The following is a 21,021-nucleotide window of genomic DNA, read 5'->3' as shown; positions in this document are numbered from 1 at the left end:
CATTTCACCTACATATGATTTATTTTTTCAAAATATTTTATGATGCCTGAATGATCGTTAAGACCATTACCATGTGCAACTTCGGATTTATAGATTTCTTTAACTTGATTTGTTAATGGTAGGGTAAGACCAACTGTGTCTGCTGTCGATGTCACGTTTTTCATATCTTTTAGATTAATATTCAATGTACCACCTGGTTGATAATCCTCTGCAATCATCTTAGGAAACTTTGCTTCCATGACACTTGAACCTGCTAGTCCACCTTTGATTGCTTCGTGCATACGCTCTAAATCAATATCGAAACGTTTAGCTAACACTACTGCTTCTGACAATGCCGCTATATTTGTATTTACGATGATTTGATTTGCCAATTTTACGACACTACCAGAACCGACATCTCCAACACGTATTACGGATGCAGCAATAGGCGCTAAAACTTGCTGAGTAGTTGCTACATCATCAGGATCACATCCAATCATCACGGATAGTTCACCACTTATCGCTAAAGGTTCACCTCCACTAACAGGAGCGTCAATATATTTAATTTGTTTATGCTCAAGTACTTTACTAATTTCTAAAGATTCATTCGGTGTTAATGAACTCGTATCAATAATTGATTGCACATGAGTAACATCATAGTTCAACAATGCTGATTCTCCACTATATAACACAGCCTTTACGATAGCACCATTAGGTAGTGAGGTTATGATATGCTCCACTTCACTGGCCATGCTTGCTAAAGATACTGGTTTGGCACCGAGCTTTGCTACTTCTTGTTCTGCTTCTTTATTTACATCATTCACAAATACTGTGACATTTGATTTTAGTAAATTTTTAACCATGGGTTTCCCCATAATTCCTAATCCTATAAAGCCTACTTTCATGATTGAACACCCTTTCTGAAATCGCTTACAGTTGTTAGTGTATACCAAAAGTCATAAAATGTATACATTTTAATCCATAATTTTTTATAGTACACTATGAATGATGAGGTGAATCAATTGAATACAAATGAATTATCTATTTATGAAAAGATTAGAAATGACATTATTTCAGGTGAATTAAGTAAAAATGAAAAAATAACGGAAGCCAAACTTGCAAAAAAGTATAATGTGAGTCGTACTCCGGTTAGAGAAGCGTTAAAACAATTAGAGTTGGAATATTTTATTAAAAACTCATATATTTTTATTCCTACAACAGAAGAATACAGACAAATATTTGAAATGCGCATCTTGTTGGAAAGTCATGCATTAAGAAAAGCAGCTATTGTCTATACTGCTAGCGATTTAGCTGAATTGCGGAGTTATACTGATATTGATATAGAGCATGAAGCAGAAAGTAAAATTATCGACATTAATGATAAGTTTCATCAAAAAATTATGCATGCTACACATAACCAATTTATATTAGATACCTATCAAAAATATAAAAGTTTTATTTACCTCTTTAGTCAAACTGTAATTAACAAACGACGACCAGGACTAATAGAAGAACACCGTGCAATTGTAGATGCCCTTTTCAACAGAGACATTGAACTAGCAGTTTCTTTATTGGAGGATCATTTGAAGAAAGATTTAGAGTTTAGTTTATACTATTTAGATTTCAAACAATCAGAATAAATATAACGGTAGCACCCATATATCGATGATGTGGTGCTATTTTTATAGCAATAAACAACAGGTGTTGCATTTTATACAAATCGATAGTATATTATATGTATCAAGTATACTTTTTATATCATAAAATGTTTTGTTTTTCTTCAATAAGGTAATTGGCAATTAAATCATTTTAATTAGTTGAATTTTAGGGGGCTTTCAAATGCATGTAACAGGTCATCATCATATTTCAATGTATACAAAAAATGCACAAATCAATAAAGACTTTTATACTCAAATACTCGGATTACGATTAGTAGAAAAATCCGTTAACCAAGATAATCCAACGATGTATCATTTATTCTTCGGCGATGAATTAGGAGCGCCGGGAACATTACTAAGTTTCTTTGAAATTCCTAATATTGGACAAAATCGTCCTGGTACTGACTCAATCTATCGTTTGTCTCTACTTATACCTGATCAAGCTGCTTTAGATTATTACAAAGCTCGCTTAGATGATAATGACGTCCACTGGGAAGCAATCACTTATTTATCTCAACCTGCAATTAATTTCAAAGATCCTGATGGTTTAAATTTAATTTTGTTAGTAAATGACGACTATGCCCTCCCAACAATGTGGCGTAGAAATCCTTACACAGATGTGCCATCACACCATCAAATACTTGGAATGGGTCCAGTCGAATTAAGGGTTAGAGATAGTAAACCGACGATTGAATTTTTAGCGCAAGACTTAAACTATCATCACCGCACAATTGGTAATGATGCACATATGACTGTTATGACTTTAGATGACGCAGGACTGTACACAGATTTCGTTATTATAGAACAACAAGGTGAACGTGCGCGTCCTGGTCAAGGATATGTACACCATATTGCAGTAACTACGCCGCAAGATGACGACTTAAATGCAGTATTAGAGACAATCAATCAACATTCAAAACCTAATTCAGGTATTATTGACCGCTATTTCTTTAAATCATTATATTATAGACATAATCGTATTCTATTTGAATTTGCTACAGAAGATCCTGGGTTCACAGTAGATACTAAACCTGAAGATTTAGGTAAATATTTAAATTTACCTGATTTTATGGAAGATCAACGCAGTGAAATAGAAGCAAATTTGCACGAATTATAAAATAAGGAGGCACCTATAATGGCACAATTAGAAATGAATAAACACACACCACTTGAATTTGGACTTTATTCTTTGGGAGATCACTTATTAAATCCACATAACGGCACAAAAGTAAGTTACGAACAGCGTATTAAAGAATTAATCGAAGCCAGTAAGTTAGCAGATCAAGCTGGATTGGATGTGTTTGCAGTAGGCGAAAGTCACCAAGAACATTTCACAACACAAGCGCACAGTGTTGTCTTAGGTGCTATTGCCCAAGCTACTGAAAATATTAAAATTTCAAGCTCATCATCCATTATTAGTGCAGCAGACCCTGTCAGAGTCTTTGAAGATTTCGCAACGCTTGATTTAATTTCACATGGCCGTGCAGAAATAGTAGCAGGTCGTGCATCACGTACTGGATTATTCGAATTGTTTGGCCTTGATATTAATGATTATGATGAATTATATGAAGAGAAACTCGCATTATTGCGTCAATTAAATAAATCTGAACGTATAACTTGGTCAGGAAAATTCAGACCTAATTTAAATAATATGAAGATATTCCCACGTCCAATCGATAATACTTTACCAATTTGGCGTGCTGTCGGTGGTGGTCAAGCAAGCGCAATTAAAGCCGGTCACCAAGGTATTCCAATGATGATTACAACATTAGGCGGTCCTGCAGAAGTATTTAAAGATTCAATAGATGCTTACCGTACAGCTGCTGAAGAAAGCGGTCATGATATTGCGCCAACAAAATTACCAGTGGCTACTGCGAGTTTATTCTACACTGCCGAAACAACTCAAGCAGCATTAAATGAATATTATCCACATTTAAATGTCGGTATTTCATTTATTCGTGGTCAAGGTTATCCAAGACAACAGTTTGAACAGGCACCAGATTATAGAGATGCATTAATGGTTGGTAGCCCACAGCAAATTATCGAAAAGATACTTTATCAACATGAACTTTATCAACATCAACGCTTTATGGCACAGATTGATTTTGGTGGTGTCCCATTCGATAAAATCATGAAAAATATCGAACTCATCGGAGATAAAATTATACCAGAAGTTAAAAAACATTTAAGCAAATAAACAACACTCGATTAAGCAGCATAAAAAAACTGTCGTCAATGATTTGACGACAGTTTTTTGTATTCATGTTAAAGCTAAACACTTCATTAACGCGTTATATTAGCGATTCAATTCATTATAATTACATTGTTATTAGGTCGTTATATATTCACATAGGTGTTGGTTAGTTAATGATGCTTGTACATCAATGATCCGTTGATTAAGTGACCCTTTATAAGGTAGGTTTGAACGATAAAGCTGCGCCATAAATGGGCCATCTACCAATACATCTATTAATTCTAAAAATGCACGTCTCTCGGAATTTCCACTTGCTAAATACTCAAATAAGAAACCACTCCAAACCCAAATTGTCTTACTGTTACCAAAACGTTGGCGAAATGCACGCACACAACGCAATGTTGTATCCAAATTACAAAATGGCTCACCACCTAATATACTCAAACCATCTATATAATCCGGAGCACAATTTTCTAATATTTCCTCTAGGACTTCCTCATTAAACCTTTCACCGTATCTAAAATTTTGAGCCGCCTTGTTGTAACATCCTTTACAGGCAAATGGACAACCTGAAACATAAATACTACATCGCACACCCTCACCGTCAACGAAACTTTGTGATTCTATTCTTGCAATATAACCTTGTCCGTTGATCAAATCTAAGATTGTCATACTGTCTTATCTTTCAAATGTTTAACACGTGCACAAATTTCCTTATGACGTCCTTCAATTGTTGGTCGTTGCACTGGATTGCCCAAATAACCACAAGTACGTTTTACGACATCTACAGTTTTTGGATTATCGTTACCACATTCTGGACACTGATATCCTTTTTCTGTTGTTTTAAAGTCACCTTTAAAATCACATTCATGACAATGGTCAATCGGTATATTAGTACCCAGATAACTTACTTTATCGTATGCATAATCCCATACAGATTCTAATGCCTTTAAATTGTGATTTAATTTTGGATATTCACAGTAATGGATATAACCACCGCTTGCATAAACTGGATAGTCTTGTTCAAAATCAATTTTCTCAAATGGACTCACATCTTTACGCACGTCATAGTGGAATGAATTTGTATAATAACCTTTATCTGTAATATCTGGGATGTCACCAAATATTTCTTGATCTAAACGACAGAATCTATCTGTAAGCGATTCACTCGGTGTACTATAAATACTAAACCATATATCGTAAGTTTCAGTCCATTTTAATTGATATGACTTCATTGCTTTTAATATATCTAAGGTAAATGCCTTTGCTTTAGATTGTGTTTCCCAATTCGGTCCATAAAATACTGTAGCCGCCTCATAAAGACCAATATAGCCCATAGATAAAGTTGCACGCTTATTATTAAATATCGAAAATACCGTGTCCTCATCATTTAATTTGTATTTAAATGCACCGTTTTTATATAAAATTGGCGCATTATCTGGTGTTGCTTGTTTAATTCTTTCAATGCGATATACTAATGCATCATGCATAATTTCCATACGCTTATGGAAAATCTTCCAAAATGTCTCGATATCACCATTAGACTCAATAGCAATACGCGGTACATTCAATGTTACGACCCCTAAATTACAACGTCCGTTATTTTCAAAGTTACCATTTTCATCTTTCCAAGATGGTAAAAATGAACGACAACCCATTGGTGCTTTAAAATCACCTAATAGTTCCACAGTTTTATCATAATTTAAAATATCTGGGTACATACGCTTTGTCGAACATTCTAATGCCAATTGTTTGATATCATAATTTGGGTCCTGTTGCTCTAAATTGACACCTCTTTTAATAGAAAATACTAATTTAGGGAAGATTGCAGTAATTCTATTTTTCCCTAATCCTTTAATACGTGTATTTAAGATCGCTTGTTGAATCTTACGGCTATAACAATCTGTTCCTAATCCAAAGCCTAAGGTTACAAATGGTGTCTGACCATTTGAAGTATATAGCGTATTGATTTCATATTCTAAACTTTCAATTGCGTCTTTAATGTCACGTGTAATCTGTTCGTCGATATATGTATCTATATTGTCCTTTGTAACAAATTTTTCTGCTGTTTCGCGGTGCTTTTGCTCATTAAAAATAACATAATGACTTAACAATTCATCTACACGATCAATCGTACATCCACCATATTGACTGCTCGAAACATTTGCTATAATTTGCACTAATTGTGCCGAAGCAGTCTGTATAGATTTAGGTGATGTCACAGTAGCATTACCGATTTGAAAGCCTTCTGACAGCATTTTTTCAGCATCAATTAAACAACAGTTTGTTAATGGCTGAAACGGATGATAATCTAAATCGTGAAAATGTATTTCCCCTTTTTTATGTGCAGTTGCCACATTTTCAGGTAATAAATAATTTAAGGCATAGGATTTAGAGACTACACCTGCCGTCAAATCTCTCATTGTTGAAAATGTTGCACTATCTTTATTAGCATTTTCGTTAACGACCGTTGGGTCCTTTGTTATTAATCGTTTTAAATCTTGTTCAAGTTTGTTCATTTGATCCCCTCTCATTCCTATATGTTGTGTCTTAGTTAAATATAAAACACAATATATAGTGTTTTCAAACTGGATTAGGGCTGTTAACAAATTTGCCAAAACTTTATGAAGGATTATTGAACTTTAGTTGCAATGACAAATTTCTTTTATTTACATAATAAAAAAAGACTAAGTTATCTACAAAGTCACTACGATTGCACTCAATTATTATTCACGGTCAATATTTAAATAAATACTTGAGTACTATCAATCTCCCATACTTTAATCACTATGTTATAAAACATAAAGTTAGAAAATAGGAAATTAGCAGTAGAGTTTAGTCTTTTTAGTGTTTAATGCCTATTCGATTTTTTGATTACAATCATTTAATAGATTATTTAACGCTTTTATTCAAAGTAAGGAAAAGTTGTTGTGCATCCGCTTCTTCGTCTAAGCCGTAAACGTTCATTCTACCATCTTTAAATAATGTCATTTGATAACCTTGATAGGTCATCAACTTAGCAAAGTCATTTTGCTTAACAATTGTAGTAGGTAAGAGCGTTGCATAATTAAACACTGAAGGGTTGAAACGCAATAGATAGGTATTCCCACATTGCTTTTCAACGTGTTTGGTCCTTGGCTGATTTAAATATTCATAGTGTTGTCGTTTACAGACTGGGCACTGATGCTGCTTTAACCCACTAATATTTAATGTCTTCACATCAATAGTAAAGCTATCCATCGTGATTAACTTTTTAGAAAAGCCATGACCAGATAGCCACCTCAATAGTTCAGAAACCTCCATACTAGCAACCTGATAAATAACTGGTGGCAATACACCATTGATTGCACAACTCTCTCCTGTTTGAGGAACGGTCTCTAATAAACATTTAAAGCAAGGTCCCGTATAGTCAATGGCATACACTGAACCTTTACTTCCCACTGCCGCTCCATATATCCAAGGTATTTGGCATTTATGACATGCTTCATTAATAAGAAAGCGCATTGTAAAGTTATCCATTCCATCAATTACGATATCCGGTTGATACGTCTTTAATAAATTTTCAATATTGTTATTAGTGAGCTCTTGATATAGCGCAGTGATTTTCACATTACTATTAATCAACTTTAATTTATTTTCAAGGGCAATTACTTTTGGTTGCAATTGTTCAGCATCCATTTCATCAAATATCGCTTGACGATGTAGGTTGGATGTTTCAACGACATCCATATCAATGATGGTTAGACTGCCTGCACCCATCCGAGTTAATATTTCCGCACAGTGACTCCCCAACGCACCTGCACCAAGTATCATGATATGAGTGTTTTCAAGTCGACTTTGCCCATGTTTACCAAATGGTGCATAAATCGCTTGACGTTGGTATCTTTTCATTATAAAAATCCAATTCCTTCAGTCGGACTAGATGCTTGTGCTGTATATTTCACTGGGATTCTTCCAGCTTCAAAGCTCAATCTACCCGCATTGATACCTAACTTCATCGCTTCTGCCATTTTAACTGGGTCTTCTGCACTTGATATCGCCGTATTTAATAAGATTGCATCAGCGCCTAGTTCCATTGCATGACAAGCATCTTTTGGAGAACCAATCCCAGCATCTACAATCACCGGTACATTTGTACGTTCTATTATATATCTTAAATTCAATGGGTTGTTAATGCCTCTACCCGTTCCTATTGGAGAAGCTAACGGCATAATCGCATGGACACCTAATTCCTCTAATCGTTTAGCTAACACGACATCATTAGAAATATATGGGCATACTGTATAACCTTTTTCCAATAATATTTTACAAGCTTCATAAGTCTCAATTGGATCAGGTAACAGTGTTTCATCATCTCCAATCACCTCAACTTTAATCATGTCACATACACCAGCATGATTCGCAATTTCAGCAATACGTACCGCTTCTTGTGCAGTTTTTGCTCCTGCAGTATTAGGGAAGGTCACAAAATTTGATAAATCCACTTGAGCAAGTGGGTTAGGTAAATCTTTGTCATAAAGGTTCATTCGACGTACTGCAAATGTTAACACCTCAGTTTCTGATGCTTGTATCGCTTGTTGTTGTATATCCTCATTCTCAAATTTGCCAGTACCTAATAATAGTCTCGAATTTAATTTAAATTTACCAATTTCAATCATCTTATCCGCCTCCTACAAACTCTAATAATTCTAAACAATCTTGATCTCTTACCACTTGAACAGGAAACTGTTGTCGTTGAATCAATTCTTCATTGTGTTCAACGATGATTCGATTTTCATCTAATCCCATTTCTTGAATCAATTCTTGAATATTTAACTCTTTGCTAAATTTAAAGCTGTCACCGTTAATAATGCATTGCATTGTCAACACTCCTCTCAATTCTAAAATCTTGTAAATCTTCTGGACGTTGCCCAGTTAATAACCATTCACACATCAAAGCACCAATATATGGCGATAATAAGATTCCATTGCGATAATGCCCTGTGATAACAAACAAATCTTGCGCCACCTCATCCATAACTGGACGTTCTTCTTTACTATAAGGTCGTATTCCGGACCATTCATGTAGCATCTGACTATCTTTTAATTGAGGTACAATAGTCGATGCTTGATGTAAGAGCCAATCTCTTCCTACCGACGACACTCCGACAGAGTAATCATCAAAGTAACTTGTAGCACCAATCATGTAACGGTGTTGTAACTTTGGAATGATATAGCAACCATTCGTCATAAATAACGTTGTATTCAAATTCAATGTTGGGTGTTCTACGAGTAACGCTTCACCTTTGACACCTGTAACATTATGCGATTGTAAGTGGGGTGACACTAACCTACCACTCCATGCACCACCAGCGACGATAACCTTTTTACCATAAAACGAACCATTCTGTGTCTTCACTTTGTAACCTTGTTTAAGTGATTCAATATGATGCACTTCCGTATGATAACAACGTTCCACGTTCCGCCTTTTTATAGACTCAAGCAGTGCTTTCGTATATCGATTAGCATTGACTTGATGATCGTCCGGTATATACATCGCCTGTTTGCCATTGTTCATAACCTTATCGTTGGTCAATTCACATAATCTTGAATCCGTTAGCAACTCAATCTGGTCATTATATTGCTTTAAAAATTGATACTGCAATTGAATGTCATGCGCATCAGCTTTCGAGGCGCTTATTTTAATTAAGCCACTGTTTAAATATTCAATATCTAAAGCGACTTCATCCAATAATTCACTTGCTAGTGTTGGAAACATTTGTTGTGATTTACGCGCGATATGATAGAGCGCTGATTCTTGAGTAAATTCATTTTGTGCACCTAACATCCCACCAGCCTTATACGAGGCATGCATGCCAGGTATATCTCGATCAATTATAGCTACATGGACCGAATGTTCACTCAATGCTCTCGCTACCGACATGCCCATAACACCCGAACCAATAATGATGACATCATACATACGCATGCCACACCTCCTTCAATTGATCTAAATGTGCAACATTATCTTTTTCAAAAAGTGAGATGCCTGCAATACCATCAAAGCCATTTGGCAACTGAGCAATTGTTCGATGATTGATGCCACCTAACGCGACCACTGGAATATCATATTGCAATGCCGCATTAATTTCGTCAGTTGTCCGTGGTGCTATGCCTGGCTTGGATTTCGTTTCAAAGATATGACTAAACAAGACAAAATCTAAACCACGTTGCGCTGCCTCAGCAACCATCCTACTATGATGCGTTGACTTGCTCACCTGAATATGTGGAAAGCGCTGTTTAAAAAATAAATCTTGATTATTATGTTCTTTAAAATGAATCGCGGTTAAAGCACAACGATTTAAAACATCTATATTTTCATGAATAATTACTTTTTCTTTAGGAAATTGATACTGTAGCAACATATTAATCCAATCAACCAATTCGTCTGATGACATTGGAGTTCTAACAATCAAATAATCAATATGTGCTTCAATAGCTAAATAATGCATTATATCCTTTCTTGCTAAATATTTATCTGCTGTTATCGCTACAAACATGCCTTTCACCTCTAATAAATAAAAAAACGTTATTTTTCTGTGTAGAAAAATAACGTTGAATGAACGAATACTAATTGTTTATAACGCCACTTTCCTACGCCAGTACAAACTGGATCAGGTTCAAGGAATCCCTATGTCACTACATCGGTCTCAGCCTTTAATAAAGGCACTTCCAGTGGTTTCTATGAAATTTTAAACTTGCATACGTCACATGTAAATGACATATATAATTAATTTAAACTTAACTCATTATGTATTTATTTTCAAGTTCAACTTAATTCACTTGATAAATTATAAGTTAACTCTATGCTATAGTTTTCAAATTTAATTTTCAAGCAACAAATTTTTATTTTTTTGATAATGACAACAAACTTGAAGTCAATTCACGCGTTTGTGTATATATTTTTTTATACACCTCAAAGTATTGTTGATATTGTTCGTGGTTGTTCTGATTCGGATAGAATACTTGCTCAAAACAGATAAATGACTCCATGATAGCATCTAAATTGTTATACCAATTTAGACCTTTAATCGCGAGTATAGCCGCTCCCATACACGGCCCTTCCTCATACTTCAATCGCTTTACCTTAGCATTAAACATATCTGCTTGTAGTTGTAACCAGAAATCATTTTTAGCGCCTCCACCAATGGCCACCACCTCTGATATTGCCTTACCCTTTGCTCTTAATAGACAAATGGACTCATACAAGGAATAGGTGATACCCTCTATTACTGCACGTGCCATATCACCCCTAGTGTGCAATGCACTGAGCCCGATAAAGCTACCACGTATACTCGAATCTCCATGGGGTGTCCGTTCGCCTGATAAATAAGGCGCAAATAACAAACCATTACTCCCTATATCCGATGCATTTGCCTCTTTAAAAATTTGCTCATATGATACATCAGACAAGATATTACTACGCAACCAATTGAGACTATCACCCGCAGCAAGTGTGACACCCATCACATAGGATTGATTAGGGATAACATGTTTGAAAAAATGCAAATTATGTCGATAATGAGTCTTTGCATTACTATCACAACTTAATACAACACCAGAAGTTCCAATACTACATAGCGTTTGTTCGTCTTTGATAACACCTGCCCCTAAGGCACCACAAGCATTATCTCCTCCACCAGCAAAGACAGCTACATCCTCTTCCAACCCTAATTTCCGAGCTAATTCTGGAGTTACATAGCCAACAAAATCCTCTGATGCCACCAGGTTCGGAAGTATGTGATCTACAGTAAAGTGCGTGGCCAATTCTTTCGACCACGTTTCTAGCACAGGATCTAAGAGCAGAGTGCTCGATGCATCCGAATACTCCATATGAAGATTGCCCGTCAATTTATATCTAACATAGTCTTTGGGTAATAAAAATGTAGCAATTTGCGCCCAGTTTTCAGGTTCATTTGCTTTAATCCATAATAATTTCGTTAACGTAAATCCTTCTAAAACAGGATTTTCTAACACATAGTCCCCCAATTTCTGCCTTATTTCTACGCATTGTTCAGTCGTTCTAGTATCGTTCCATAAGATTGCATTACGAATAGGTTGATTGTGTTGATCAAGTATTACAAGACTGTGCATTTGACCAGATAATGATATACCATGTACCTTAACATTCGCCATTTCCGGATCTTGTAGTATTTTTTTAATACACTGAATCGTCGCACTTACCCAATCATCAGGTCGTTGTTCATTATATCCTGCTTGAGGTTGAATCATTTTTAAATCTTCGCTCACAGTTTGTATGACCTTTCCTTGCCTACTTACAGCTATAACCTTTACAGAACCAGTGCCTATATCAATTCCTAATACTGCATCAATCACGCGCATCGTCCCTTTTCAAAGTATTTTTTTGATAAAAAATAGCATGTTATACGTTTTAATTTTTTATACGACATATTTATAACACGTTTAAATAAAAAATCAAATTCAATTAAAATTACTAGAGAAAAAAATTTAAAAGTGCTAGCATTAATAAATATTTAACTTTAGGAGGAAATACATGTTTATTACAGAAGTCGCATTTTCTACAAATAAAGAAAATGAAGATAGATTATACAATAAAGCCAAAAAGAATTTAGCTGAATTAAACGACAACGTTAAAGGGCTCATTGATGCTGAAGTGTGGACGAAATCAAAGGCTGATGAAGTTGAATATGTCATTGTTAGTAAGTGGCAAGAGAAAAAAGATTTCCAAACTTGGGTAGCAAGACCTGAACACGTCGAAGAACATAAAGAAATGAATAAAAAAATTAAAAGCGGCGAAAGTGAACCAAGTCCATTCAAAAAAGTATTAAAGCAATATTCTGTTGTAAAATTTTAAATTTATAGCATTTTAATATAATATCTAAAGTTGTACTTAAACATATGCTTTAGATATAAAGAAATGGAGCAGTACAGATGTCGATTGGACAAATCGATTTACTGATACTACTCCATTTTTTCGTACATATTCCTATGTTAGATTATGCTTAAGTATTTCTTGAACACTGCATATTCAGCATAAATTCACTGCATATGAGTTCATTAATTCGGTTTAAAATAATAACTTTGAGCAGTAGATGACCACAACAACTGTCACAGAACTTAATAACGTGGATAAAAAGACAATTTCAGCTGCTAACTCTGGGTGATTATCATATTCTTGGGCAATCACAGAACTATTGACAGACGTTGGCATCGCAGAAGTGATGAATAACGCTTGAGCAATCACACCCTCAAGTCCCATCAATTCAATAATTCCCCAGGCAATAATTGGTCCAATTACTAGTCTTATAAAAATAAAGGCATATGCTGCAGACCATTTAAAGCTAAATTTAATTCTCGCAATTTGTGCACCTAACATCAACAAAGCAATCGCAATCATAGCGTCTGCCACGTAATTTGCAGGTGTCCAGATAAATTTAGGGATGGGAACATGCGCATAATTCAAGATGATTGCCAATAATAAGGCATAAAGTACAGGCATTTTAAAGTAACCCAATAGTGCCTTTAACTTTCCGATACGCAATGATTGAATTGCGAACACACCGTATGAAAAGGTAAAGATATTTTGCATGGATAACACCAATACCTGAACAGACATTGCTAATGGATCCCCTTTAAATACAAGATCATTTACCGGGACACCATAATTTCCAGAATTAAAAAAGAGCACACTGTTAGTCAAAGTAGTTACTTCCCCTTTGTCACCTTTTGAAAATTTAGCAAGTAATCGCCCAATGATATATAAAACAATTATGTATAATACAAAAAATACAACTATGTAAAATAATAAACTCAAAGCAAAGTGAGTCTTATAGAATTTAACAAAAATAAATCCAGGTACAAAGACATAAATATTTAACTTTGCTAAAGTGTTTAAATCTAAATCAAATTTATGCTGCAGTATAAATCCTAAAATTATCATAATAAAAATAGGCAATAATACCGTTTCTAAAATATATAACATTTCACTCACAACATAACCCCCTTTGCTTAAAATTATACATGAGATAGTTACGTTTGTAATAAAAAGGGAACCTAATAACCATAAATTTGACCGGACAAAACCAATTAATATATACATACTACTTCTCAATAATTTGAAAAATGTTTCATGTAAAACATTTACTAAATAATGCATCGACATTATCATTCATTTCTCATAACTCTAAAACATTGATATAGCAACATTTATTGAGCATCTCGCATGTCTCACGTTAGACAACCCTCAGTGTTACCTCCTCATGATAACCATCAAGCTCCACTAGTTAACCTTTAATTTATTATAAGCTTGGTGATTGCTGTCAAAATAATAGATGTACTAAGTAACAGTATAATCAATAAAAAAACTGCATCTAAAAAACTGATATCAGTTTCTAAATGCAGCATTTCATTTATATATTTACCATAAATTATTTCTTACGGTTTCTTTTTTTCTCTTCTAAAATTGCCATCACTATAAAACCAACTACTAGAAGGGGTGATAGCATTACTAATACCATCATTTGTCTCACCTCATTTAAAACTGTGTAATGATCAATATAAAAATGACGCTACAGTCAGTTACAATACACGACCGAAATGTCATCTTTTTCATTTTGCTCCCCCACGGTTTCATTGAGTAATACCACAATGAATAAGTTAATCATAGCCCATTTAATAACTTTAAGTCACTTGATATGAGTCGTTAAACGCGACTGATTCTGTTTAACGTTTGATAATACTATTGTGCTAAATAAACACTTTAATATTTGTAGTCATTATCTGAATCTTTTTTATTAAGAGACTCAAAAGATGACAAATCACTATTATCTTCTGTTGTTGCTGTGTGATTATAGTGATTCGGTTGTTTCGGCTTTTTAACTAATAGCATAATTGCGGCAACAATCCATAAAATTGCGTTTATCCAATTTCCTAATAGCGATAGAACCCCCGCAATAATTAATAAAATTGCTGCTACTTTAGGTTTCTTACCTATTAAGATTGCACCAATCAAAGCAATGATTAACACTACAATAGCATAAATTAAACCGATTCCTAACATGCCTACTAACATATTCATACCATCATTGGCATTTGTCGTTGTAATCGTTGGATCTTCTTGTTGCATTGCGTTAATTGCAGATTGTTTAAAGTCATCAGTACCGATTAAAGGGAACATAAATCCGATAAATATAACGCCAATAATTTGTAAAGCAACTCCAATCCAAGCGAGTATTTTTTCTGCGGTTCTTTTCATTATAAAGTACCTCCTACATCCATATTTAATTATTTCAAAAAAAGACATAATGCAAAATTATAAGCTATTTAAATTTCAAAACGCTTTAATTCAAGTATACTAATCTCTAAACTAGAAGTCTATTTCACATCTCCGATAATACGTCATTACTTACTATTTATTAAGTAATTAAAGACATCATTGCATCTATTTTTTGTATGTTTAAGTTGAGTATTGCTTTACTCGCTCATCTAGGTGATGGATAGCTTCTTGGTCTCGACACGCATTTTACTCCTTCTAACGTCACGCTCATCATACTCAACATCTATAATTATGATTATAAAAATAGCTATGGAGCAATCTATCATCATAAATTGCTCCATAGCTTGTCTTAAAAATGTTTGATTTACTATGCTTTACGCTTACGCTCACTGAATGCATTCTCGATCATATATAATTGATCGACAAAGTGTTCTACCTCTTCTAATGTGAATTTGTCACCGATACGTTCCTTTACAGCTTTAGTCATTTTCGTAGTTGCCTCTTGTAAAAATTCTGCGCCTTCATCACTTAATTGAATTAATTTGATTCGCTTATTGTCAGAATATGCACGTTGAACATAGCCCATCTCTTCTAATTTCCCAATGCGTTTTGAAGCCGCTGTTTTAAATATATTCTGTAACGCAGCAAGTTCGTTAATCGTTACCTTGCCCTCAGTTTGAATAATTCTCATCGCTTCAATTTGTTCCCTAGAAAGCAAGTTACTGACACCTGTTTCCTTCACTACTTCAACAATCTCTTTATTCAGTCTCAACATCACTATTTGAAATTTTGTTATAGCTTCTTCAATCTTGCTATCAACATTTTCCATTTATTTCTCCCCTTAATTTCAATACTTATTTAAATTGCATTGAAAATGGTAGTCTATCTCGTTTATTAAACCATAATAGAATTAAATATTGCAATATCATCATTACTACGATAATACCAACTAATACACCAATTACAAAGCTAAAGTTGAAGTGACCAGCATTTGTAAAGATTGCTTCTCTATATCCTTGGATAGCATAAGTCATAGGTGAGAATGGATGAATCCATCTAAAGAATTTAGCTGACATTTCAATTGGGAACATACCTTCACTCGCACTCAATTGTAATATCAACAGTATCATTGATAAGAACAGACCAATTCTGTCTAAGAACAAGCCTAGGAATGTCGTAATTGTTATTGCTGCAATCGCCCATAAAATTCCTGTTATCAAGAATTGGCCGATATTATCTATAGACATATCGAAAACGAAGATAACCCAACAGCTCATAAATAGCGCTGCTAATGAACCTTGTACGATATACAATAACAATTTACCTATTGCTTGTTTAAATGATGATATATCACGACTTAAAGTTTTACGTAATGGATAAATTGCACTAAACGAAACTGCCACAACGAATAAACTTACGCTCGCCATATATGGCACGATTGTTTCACCGTATTTATCCGCTTCTGTAGGGTTGTTTTCGTCAATTTTTGTCACTTTATTTAAAGCTTTTTCATTTTTACTTTCGAATGATTTATCTTCTTGTTGTGAAATTGAATTGTCAATTTGTTGTTTTAATTGATCATTGTTTGATTTTAATTGATTTAAACCATCTGTTACTTGTTGGTTACCAGATTCTAACTGTTGTGCTGGTTGACCTACAGCTGGTTCTAATTGTTTTAAGCCATCTGTTACTTGTTGATTACCACTAATTAATTGTGATTCTGCATTTGACATTTTGCCTAATGCATCAGAAGTATCTTGATAACCAGACTGTGATTTTTTAGTACCTGCAAATAATTGATTTAGATATTTTGAACGAATATCATCTTTCAATGTTGTTGTAACTTTATCAAGTGCTTTTTGTGCAGTTTGACTCTCAGTATAACTTGAACCAGGGTTAACTTGTGTCTCTAATTTAATTTTCTTAGGATGCTTATCTAATAATGTTGTAGTATTATGAGAAGCATTTTTAGGAATAATGATTGTTCCAGCACTTTTACCTTTATTTAATTCATTCTGTGCTTTTTCTTCAGAAACTTCTTGGAACTTAAACTTATCATTATCTTTAAGTTTGTCGACTAAATCATCGCCCACTGTAATCTTTTTACCATTCATCTTTGCTGATTCATCATGATTGACTACAGATATTTTCAACTGGTCAGTCTTATCGTATGGATCCCAAATTGAACCAACAAAAAAGGCAACATATAATAATGATACCAATGCAATTGAAACAAGGGAGACAATCAACATCTTATTTCTAAATATAAATTTGAACTCATTGAACATATTTTGAACCTTCCTTTTCTAAAAATGTACACCCCATGTACCATAAGGGCAAAATGACACCCAATATCGAGGGTAGTCTATATTGGATATACAAAGTCTTTTATTATTTTTTTACGAAAAGGGCTACTTTTAAATTAGTACACCCCATGTACATTCTAAAATATTACGCTCATCTTTTTTATATGTCAAGACATCAAATATATTTTCTTAATATAATTTTATATTGATAACAAATCCATTGTAATATCCTGTCCTATTTATATTTATCCATTAATTTTCGTGGGATATGACAATAGTCATCCTGAAATTTATCTAATCGATCTTGGTGAATTTCTGCACTTCTTACATAATTAGACAAAGGTAAGACTTCCACTGCAATTTCTGCATGGTCTGTCCTATTATTTATAAATGCTTGCGCAGCTTCAAGATGTTGTTTATTTTCACTATATACTCCGGTTCGGTACTTAGGTCCAACATCATCTCCTTGTTGATTGATACTGTATGGATCTATAATCTCAAAAAAATATGACATTAACTGCTCAACATCACTAACCTCCGGCTGGAAGACTGTCTTTACACACTCCGCATAACCATCATATGCTCCATCTAGGGTATTGGTCGAACCGTTCACTCTTCCCGCTTCAGTCTCCACAACACCCGGCAATGTCTTAAGAAAAGCTTGTACTCCCCATAAACAACCACCTGCTAAATAAATAGTTTCCATAACTTATGCCTCCCATACACAATTACTACTTTAACCTCTATAACTTAAAATAATTTCTAACTACATCTTCAAATAACAATATAAATTCAAGTCCAACTTACTCGAATTAGTATTGTTATTCAAATCTATATTAGTATTACTTAGCAAAATGTTCAGCAAAGTTTACTAAAATATCTTTGTAAGATTCTACTGAAGCTATCTCTACATATTCACCATCACCATGCCATTCAGCCCCTGTCGGACCGAATTCAATTGCAGGTACATCAAATCTTGAGAAATACCTTGTATCTGCAAAACCATGCTGTCCAAAAACAGCTACATTGTCACTATCCATTGATTCTTTTATAGTATTTTCCAAACGCTTTATATACTTATGATTAACATCATTCTGTACTGCTGGACCTACTAGATGTAATTGAATATCTCCATTAGTTATACCTTTAATTTGTGAGAGTATTTCCTCATAATCTTGTGAAGGCAAATATCGAATATCATATGATACTTTACATTTATCTGGAACTTTATTATATACATCCCCTCCATTTATTTTAGCCAAATTAATTGAAGGCTCTTTATAAATGTCTGTAGCTTCTTGAGCAAATGGTAATGTTAGAATATCATCATGTAGTTTAAGCGCCTTAGCAATAGCATTTTCTCCTTCCCATGGTCTACTACTATGAGCAGATTCACCCTTTAATGTAATATCAAACTGAAGAATTCCTTTTGCTTGAAATCCTATACCTAATTGAGTCGCTTCACCACAAATAACAAAATCTCCTAAAAATCCCTCTTCTGTTAAATATGCTGCACAATGTTTACCGCCTATTTCTTCATCAGAAACTAATTGTAATTGAACAGTTGTATCTCCTAAATCAATGTGTTGTAACTCGCTCATTGCTACCATCATAGCACTTACTCCAGATTTCATATCTGCAGAACCACGTCCATAAATCTTGCCATTTTTAATTTTGGGAGTGAATTGTTCAGGCCTTCCACTAACGACATCAACATGACCATTTAGCACAAGTTTGTGTTTCCCTTCCCCGACTTCGCATAACAACATTTTATATCCATCATTAGTTAAAATTTCTGGCTGTAATTGTTCTTTTTCCAACCAATCATAACAGTATTGAATTGTTTCATTCGCAGTTTCTTTATCCGAACTATTATAAGAAATTAAATCCGTTAATAAGTCTATCGTCTTTGACATAAAACGAACCTCCTTCAAGGTTAAAATTTTCTCACAGTATAATTGATTGTCTGAAAATTGACAAGGTTTTGAAAATTTAGTAACATTTAATCAACTTGGGAGATATTTCACCCATAAAGTAATTATTGTTCTTTAAAAGTAAATATATATAAAGCAATGGAGCTTATACAATAGACATTTCGTGTCGTATTGTGTGAGCTCTTTTTTTATATTCAAAGGGGGAAGTTTAAATGAGTTATAACTACAATCACAACTGGATTAATGGAAATAAAATTACAACTAGTGATGGTATTAAAGTCATCAATCCTGCTACAGGTGATGTAATAGGAGAAGTCCCGAAAATTTCTAAACATGAAGTCAATGATGCAATTGTCGCAGCACACACTGCATTTAAATCATGGTCGAACTATACTGCCGAATATCGGGCTGACATCTTAGAGCAATGGGCTCAGAATTTAATTTCTAAACAAGATGAACTAGCACATATTATGAGTGAAGAACAAGGTAAACCATATGCAGAAGCTTATGGGGAGATTGGTGTTTGTGCTAAATTTATTCGATGGAATGCTGAAGAAGGAAAAAGAATCTACGGAGAAATCATTCCACCTTCTTCACCACAACAACGTATTTCAGTAATTAAACAACCTGTGGGTGTATGTGGACTCATTACACCTTGGAATTTCCCAGGTGCGATGATTGCACGTAAAGTAGCGCCTGCTTTAGCTGCTGGCTGTACAGTTATTGTTAAGCCTTCAAGTGAAACGCCACGAATTGCGATTGCCATTTTTGATGAGTTAATGCGTACTGATATCGATAATGGTGTAGCAAATATTGTAACAGGTAGCTCTTCAATGATTTCTAATACACTATTTAGTAACCCTAAAATTCGAAAGATTTCATTTACCGGTTCAACTACAATAGGTAAGCAGTTAATGAAGCAAGCTGCTGATCAAGTTAAACGAATTTCACTTGAATTAGGTGGCAATGCGCCAACTATTGTCTTACCAGATGCCAATTTAGACATTGCAGCTGACGCCATCGTAGAAAATAAATTCGAAAACACAGGTCAAATGTGTAACGGCATAAATACAGTGCTTGTTCATGAAGATATACAAGATGAAATCACAGAAAAAATAGCAACTCGAGTTCAACAATTAAAAGTTGGTATTGGTACAGACGACGGCGTACAGGTGGGGCCTTTGATAAATAAAGCTGCTGTTGATAAAGTTGAACATCTCGTTGCAGATGCTACTCAAAATGGTGCCAATATCAAAGTAGGTGGCCACAAACTTCCAATTTCAAGTAATGGATTATTCTATCAACCAACAGTTATAACAAACGTCAATCCTTCGATGGCTATTGCTCAAGATGAAATTTTCGGGCCAGTTGCACCTATCATTACATTTAAGAGTATTGATGAAGCAATAGAAATTGCGAATGCCTCACAGTTTGGTCTTGCAGCATACTTCTTCTCAAATAATATTAATACAATTTACAAAATATCTGAGCAATTAGAATTTGGAATGATTGGTGTAAATGGTACCCAACTTAGTGTACCTCAAGCACCATTTGGAGGTATCAAAGAAAGTGGTATGGGTCGCGAAGGTGGTCACCACGGATTAGATGGTTTCTTAGAGTTAAAATATATCTCACTATCGTTACAAGAATAAAT

The 21,021-nt window shown here is 34.4% G+C and carries 20 protein-coding genes, 1 pseudogene and 1 riboswitch; of the genes and pseudogenes, 5 read left to right on the top strand and 16 right to left on the bottom strand.

The annotated features are described in order from the left end of the window. Positions 1 to 8 precede the first annotated feature (8 nt). The gene (locus ACY191_RS02595) at positions 9 to 884 is read right to left on the bottom strand and encodes an NAD(P)-binding domain-containing protein (RefSeq protein ID WP_107527025.1); all 876 of its coding nucleotides are present in this window, start codon (positions 882 to 884) and stop codon (positions 9 to 11) included. 108 nt (positions 885 to 992) lie between these two features. Between ACY191_RS02595 and ACY191_RS02590 the strand changes: the two genes are divergently transcribed. The 3 genes from ACY191_RS02590 to ACY191_RS02580 all read left to right on the top strand — a co-directional run bounded on the left by ACY191_RS02590 (position 993) and on the right by ACY191_RS02580 (position 3,834). After that, entirely contained in the window at positions 993 to 1,619 is a 627-nt protein-coding gene (locus tag ACY191_RS02590) for a GntR family transcriptional regulator (protein ID WP_229366652.1), read from the top strand. Between the two features lie 199 nt (positions 1,620 to 1,818). After that, complete coding sequence (locus tag ACY191_RS02585) at positions 1,819 to 2,754, top strand: VOC family protein (protein WP_229366653.1); 936 nt, start codon at positions 1,819 to 1,821, stop codon at positions 2,752 to 2,754. 18 nt (positions 2,755 to 2,772) lie between these two features. Further along, positions 2,773 to 3,834, top strand: coding sequence for an LLM class flavin-dependent oxidoreductase (locus ACY191_RS02580; protein WP_229366654.1), 1,062 nt, complete (start codon positions 2,773 to 2,775; stop codon positions 3,832 to 3,834). A gap of 132 nt (positions 3,835 to 3,966) precedes the next feature. On the opposite strand, the gene nrdG is transcribed toward ACY191_RS02580, so the two are convergent. The 8 genes from nrdG to xylB all read right to left on the bottom strand — a co-directional run bounded on the left by nrdG (position 3,967) and on the right by xylB (position 12,207). Next, positions 3,967 to 4,503, bottom strand: a complete 537-nt coding sequence (gene nrdG / locus ACY191_RS02575) for an anaerobic ribonucleoside-triphosphate reductase activating protein (RefSeq protein ID WP_229366655.1) — start codon at positions 4,501 to 4,503, stop codon at positions 3,967 to 3,969. After that, positions 4,500 to 6,440, bottom strand: a complete 1,941-nt coding sequence (gene nrdD, locus ACY191_RS02570; RefSeq protein WP_257211179.1) for an anaerobic ribonucleoside-triphosphate reductase — start codon at positions 6,438 to 6,440, stop codon at positions 4,500 to 4,502. Before nrdD ends, nrdG begins: the two co-directional genes overlap by 4 nt. 283 nt (positions 6,441 to 6,723) lie before the next feature. Continuing rightward, a complete protein-coding gene (locus tag ACY191_RS02565; RefSeq protein ID WP_042739578.1) occupies positions 6,724 to 7,722 on the bottom strand; it encodes a ThiF family adenylyltransferase in 999 nt (332 codons plus the stop codon). Further along, on the bottom strand, positions 7,722 to 8,489 hold the full coding sequence (locus ACY191_RS02560; protein ID WP_042739577.1) for a thiazole synthase: 768 nt from the start codon (positions 8,487 to 8,489) through the stop codon (positions 7,722 to 7,724). The genes ACY191_RS02565 and ACY191_RS02560 overlap by 1 nt, the downstream gene beginning before the upstream one ends. Position 8,490: 1 nt before the next feature. Beyond that, positions 8,491 to 8,691 carry a sulfur carrier protein ThiS gene (gene thiS / locus ACY191_RS02555; protein ID WP_042739576.1) on the bottom strand — a complete coding sequence of 67 codons (201 nt, stop codon included), beginning with the start codon at positions 8,689 to 8,691 and terminating at the stop codon, positions 8,491 to 8,493. After that, entirely contained in the window at positions 8,675 to 9,793 is a 1,119-nt protein-coding gene (locus ACY191_RS02550) for an NAD(P)/FAD-dependent oxidoreductase (protein WP_229367401.1), read from the bottom strand. The genes thiS and ACY191_RS02550 overlap by 17 nt, the downstream gene beginning before the upstream one ends. Further along, the gene (locus ACY191_RS02545) at positions 9,786 to 10,370 is read right to left on the bottom strand and encodes a thiamine phosphate synthase (protein ID WP_229366656.1); all 585 of its coding nucleotides are present in this window, start codon (positions 10,368 to 10,370) and stop codon (positions 9,786 to 9,788) included. The genes ACY191_RS02550 and ACY191_RS02545 overlap by 8 nt, the downstream gene beginning before the upstream one ends. A gap of 74 nt (positions 10,371 to 10,444) precedes the next feature. Continuing rightward, positions 10,445 to 10,554: riboswitch (TPP riboswitch) on the bottom strand. 162 nt (positions 10,555 to 10,716) lie between these two features. Beyond that, complete coding sequence (gene xylB / locus ACY191_RS02540; RefSeq protein ID WP_229366657.1) at positions 10,717 to 12,207, bottom strand: xylulokinase; 1,491 nt, start codon at positions 12,205 to 12,207, stop codon at positions 10,717 to 10,719. Between the two features lie 178 nt (positions 12,208 to 12,385). Between xylB and ACY191_RS02535 the strand changes: the two genes are divergently transcribed. Next, the gene (locus ACY191_RS02535; protein WP_229366658.1) at positions 12,386 to 12,706 is read left to right on the top strand and encodes an antibiotic biosynthesis monooxygenase family protein; all 321 of its coding nucleotides are present in this window, start codon (positions 12,386 to 12,388) and stop codon (positions 12,704 to 12,706) included. A gap of 213 nt (positions 12,707 to 12,919) precedes the next feature. On the opposite strand, the gene ACY191_RS02530 is transcribed toward ACY191_RS02535, so the two are convergent. The 7 genes and pseudogenes from ACY191_RS02530 to ACY191_RS02500 all read right to left on the bottom strand — a co-directional run bounded on the left by ACY191_RS02530 (position 12,920) and on the right by ACY191_RS02500 (position 19,349). Continuing rightward, positions 12,920 to 13,843, bottom strand: coding sequence for an AEC family transporter (locus ACY191_RS02530; protein WP_229366659.1), 924 nt, complete (start codon positions 13,841 to 13,843; stop codon positions 12,920 to 12,922). 439 nt (positions 13,844 to 14,282) lie between these two features. Further along, positions 14,283 to 14,369 (bottom strand): annotated as a pseudogene (locus ACY191_RS02525) (hypothetical protein); the annotation flags it as partial. 242 nt (positions 14,370 to 14,611) lie between these two features. Next, complete coding sequence (locus ACY191_RS02520) at positions 14,612 to 15,106, bottom strand: DUF4064 domain-containing protein (RefSeq protein ID WP_229366660.1); 495 nt, start codon at positions 15,104 to 15,106, stop codon at positions 14,612 to 14,614. A 388-nt stretch (positions 15,107 to 15,494) separates the two neighbouring features. Then, a complete protein-coding gene (locus ACY191_RS02515) occupies positions 15,495 to 15,956 on the bottom strand; it encodes a MarR family winged helix-turn-helix transcriptional regulator (protein WP_229366661.1) in 462 nt (153 codons plus the stop codon). A gap of 25 nt (positions 15,957 to 15,981) precedes the next feature. Continuing rightward, complete coding sequence (locus ACY191_RS02510; protein WP_042739570.1) at positions 15,982 to 17,415, bottom strand: YhgE/Pip family protein; 1,434 nt, start codon at positions 17,413 to 17,415, stop codon at positions 15,982 to 15,984. Between the two features lie 253 nt (positions 17,416 to 17,668). Next, positions 17,669 to 18,139, bottom strand: coding sequence for a peptide-methionine (S)-S-oxide reductase (locus ACY191_RS02505; RefSeq protein WP_107511930.1), 471 nt, complete (start codon positions 18,137 to 18,139; stop codon positions 17,669 to 17,671). 136 nt (positions 18,140 to 18,275) lie between these two features. Next, positions 18,276 to 19,349 (bottom strand): M20 family metallopeptidase, encoded by a 1,074-nt coding sequence (locus tag ACY191_RS02500; protein WP_229366662.1) that lies wholly within the window; start codon positions 19,347 to 19,349, stop codon positions 18,276 to 18,278. Positions 19,350 to 19,579: 230 nt separating this feature from the next. Here ACY191_RS02500 and ACY191_RS02495 point away from each other — a divergent pair, with 230 nt between their 5' ends. Beyond that, positions 19,580 to 21,019, top strand: a complete 1,440-nt coding sequence (locus ACY191_RS02495) for an NAD-dependent succinate-semialdehyde dehydrogenase (protein ID WP_229366663.1) — start codon at positions 19,580 to 19,582, stop codon at positions 21,017 to 21,019. The last annotated feature ends 2 nt before the right edge of the window (positions 21,020 to 21,021 follow it).

It is taken from the genome of Staphylococcus sp. TCBT05, from assembly GCF_055179755.1.
The sequence above is the reverse complement of the archived record's forward strand: the minus strand, read 5'-3'. Positions and strand labels throughout refer to the sequence as shown.

What these genes read in the sequence shown, in the direction of transcription:
- ACY191_RS02560 (WP_042739577.1), bottom strand. Translation starts at nt 8,489, where the DNA reads ATGATTGAAATTGGTAAATTTAAATTAAATTCGAGACTATTATTAGGT.
- nrdG (WP_229366655.1), bottom strand. Translation starts at nt 4,503, where the DNA reads ATGACAATCTTAGATTTGATCAACGGACAAGGTTATATTGCAAGAATA.
- ACY191_RS02535 (WP_229366658.1), top strand. Translation starts at nt 12,386, where the DNA reads ATGTTTATTACAGAAGTCGCATTTTCTACAAATAAAGAAAATGAAGAT.
- ACY191_RS02520 (WP_229366660.1), bottom strand. Translation starts at nt 15,106, where the DNA reads ATGAAAAGAACCGCAGAAAAAATACTCGCTTGGATTGGAGTTGCTTTA.
- thiS (WP_042739576.1), bottom strand. Translation starts at nt 8,691, where the DNA reads ATGCAATGCATTATTAACGGTGACAGCTTTAAATTTAGCAAAGAGTTA.
- ACY191_RS02500 (WP_229366662.1), bottom strand. Translation starts at nt 19,349, where the DNA reads ATGTCAAAGACGATAGACTTATTAACGGATTTAATTTCTTATAATAGT.
- ACY191_RS02515 (WP_229366661.1), bottom strand. Translation starts at nt 15,956, where the DNA reads ATGGAAAATGTTGATAGCAAGATTGAAGAAGCTATAACAAAATTTCAA.
- ACY191_RS02565 (WP_042739578.1), bottom strand. Translation starts at nt 7,722, where the DNA reads ATGAAAAGATACCAACGTCAAGCGATTTATGCACCATTTGGTAAACAT.
- ACY191_RS02510 (WP_042739570.1), bottom strand. Translation starts at nt 17,415, where the DNA reads ATGTTCAATGAGTTCAAATTTATATTTAGAAATAAGATGTTGATTGTC.
- ACY191_RS02580 (WP_229366654.1), top strand. Translation starts at nt 2,773, where the DNA reads ATGGCACAATTAGAAATGAATAAACACACACCACTTGAATTTGGACTT.
- ACY191_RS02545 (WP_229366656.1), bottom strand. Translation starts at nt 10,370, where the DNA reads ATGTTTGTAGCGATAACAGCAGATAAATATTTAGCAAGAAAGGATATA.
- ACY191_RS02495 (WP_229366663.1), top strand. Translation starts at nt 19,580, where the DNA reads ATGAGTTATAACTACAATCACAACTGGATTAATGGAAATAAAATTACA.
- ACY191_RS02585 (WP_229366653.1), top strand. Translation starts at nt 1,819, where the DNA reads ATGCATGTAACAGGTCATCATCATATTTCAATGTATACAAAAAATGCA.
- ACY191_RS02505 (WP_107511930.1), bottom strand. Translation starts at nt 18,139, where the DNA reads ATGGAAACTATTTATTTAGCAGGTGGTTGTTTATGGGGAGTACAAGCT.
- ACY191_RS02595 (WP_107527025.1), bottom strand. Translation starts at nt 884, where the DNA reads ATGAAAGTAGGCTTTATAGGATTAGGAATTATGGGGAAACCCATGGTT.
- ACY191_RS02550 (WP_229367401.1), bottom strand. Translation starts at nt 9,793, where the DNA reads ATGTATGATGTCATCATTATTGGTTCGGGTGTTATGGGCATGTCGGTA.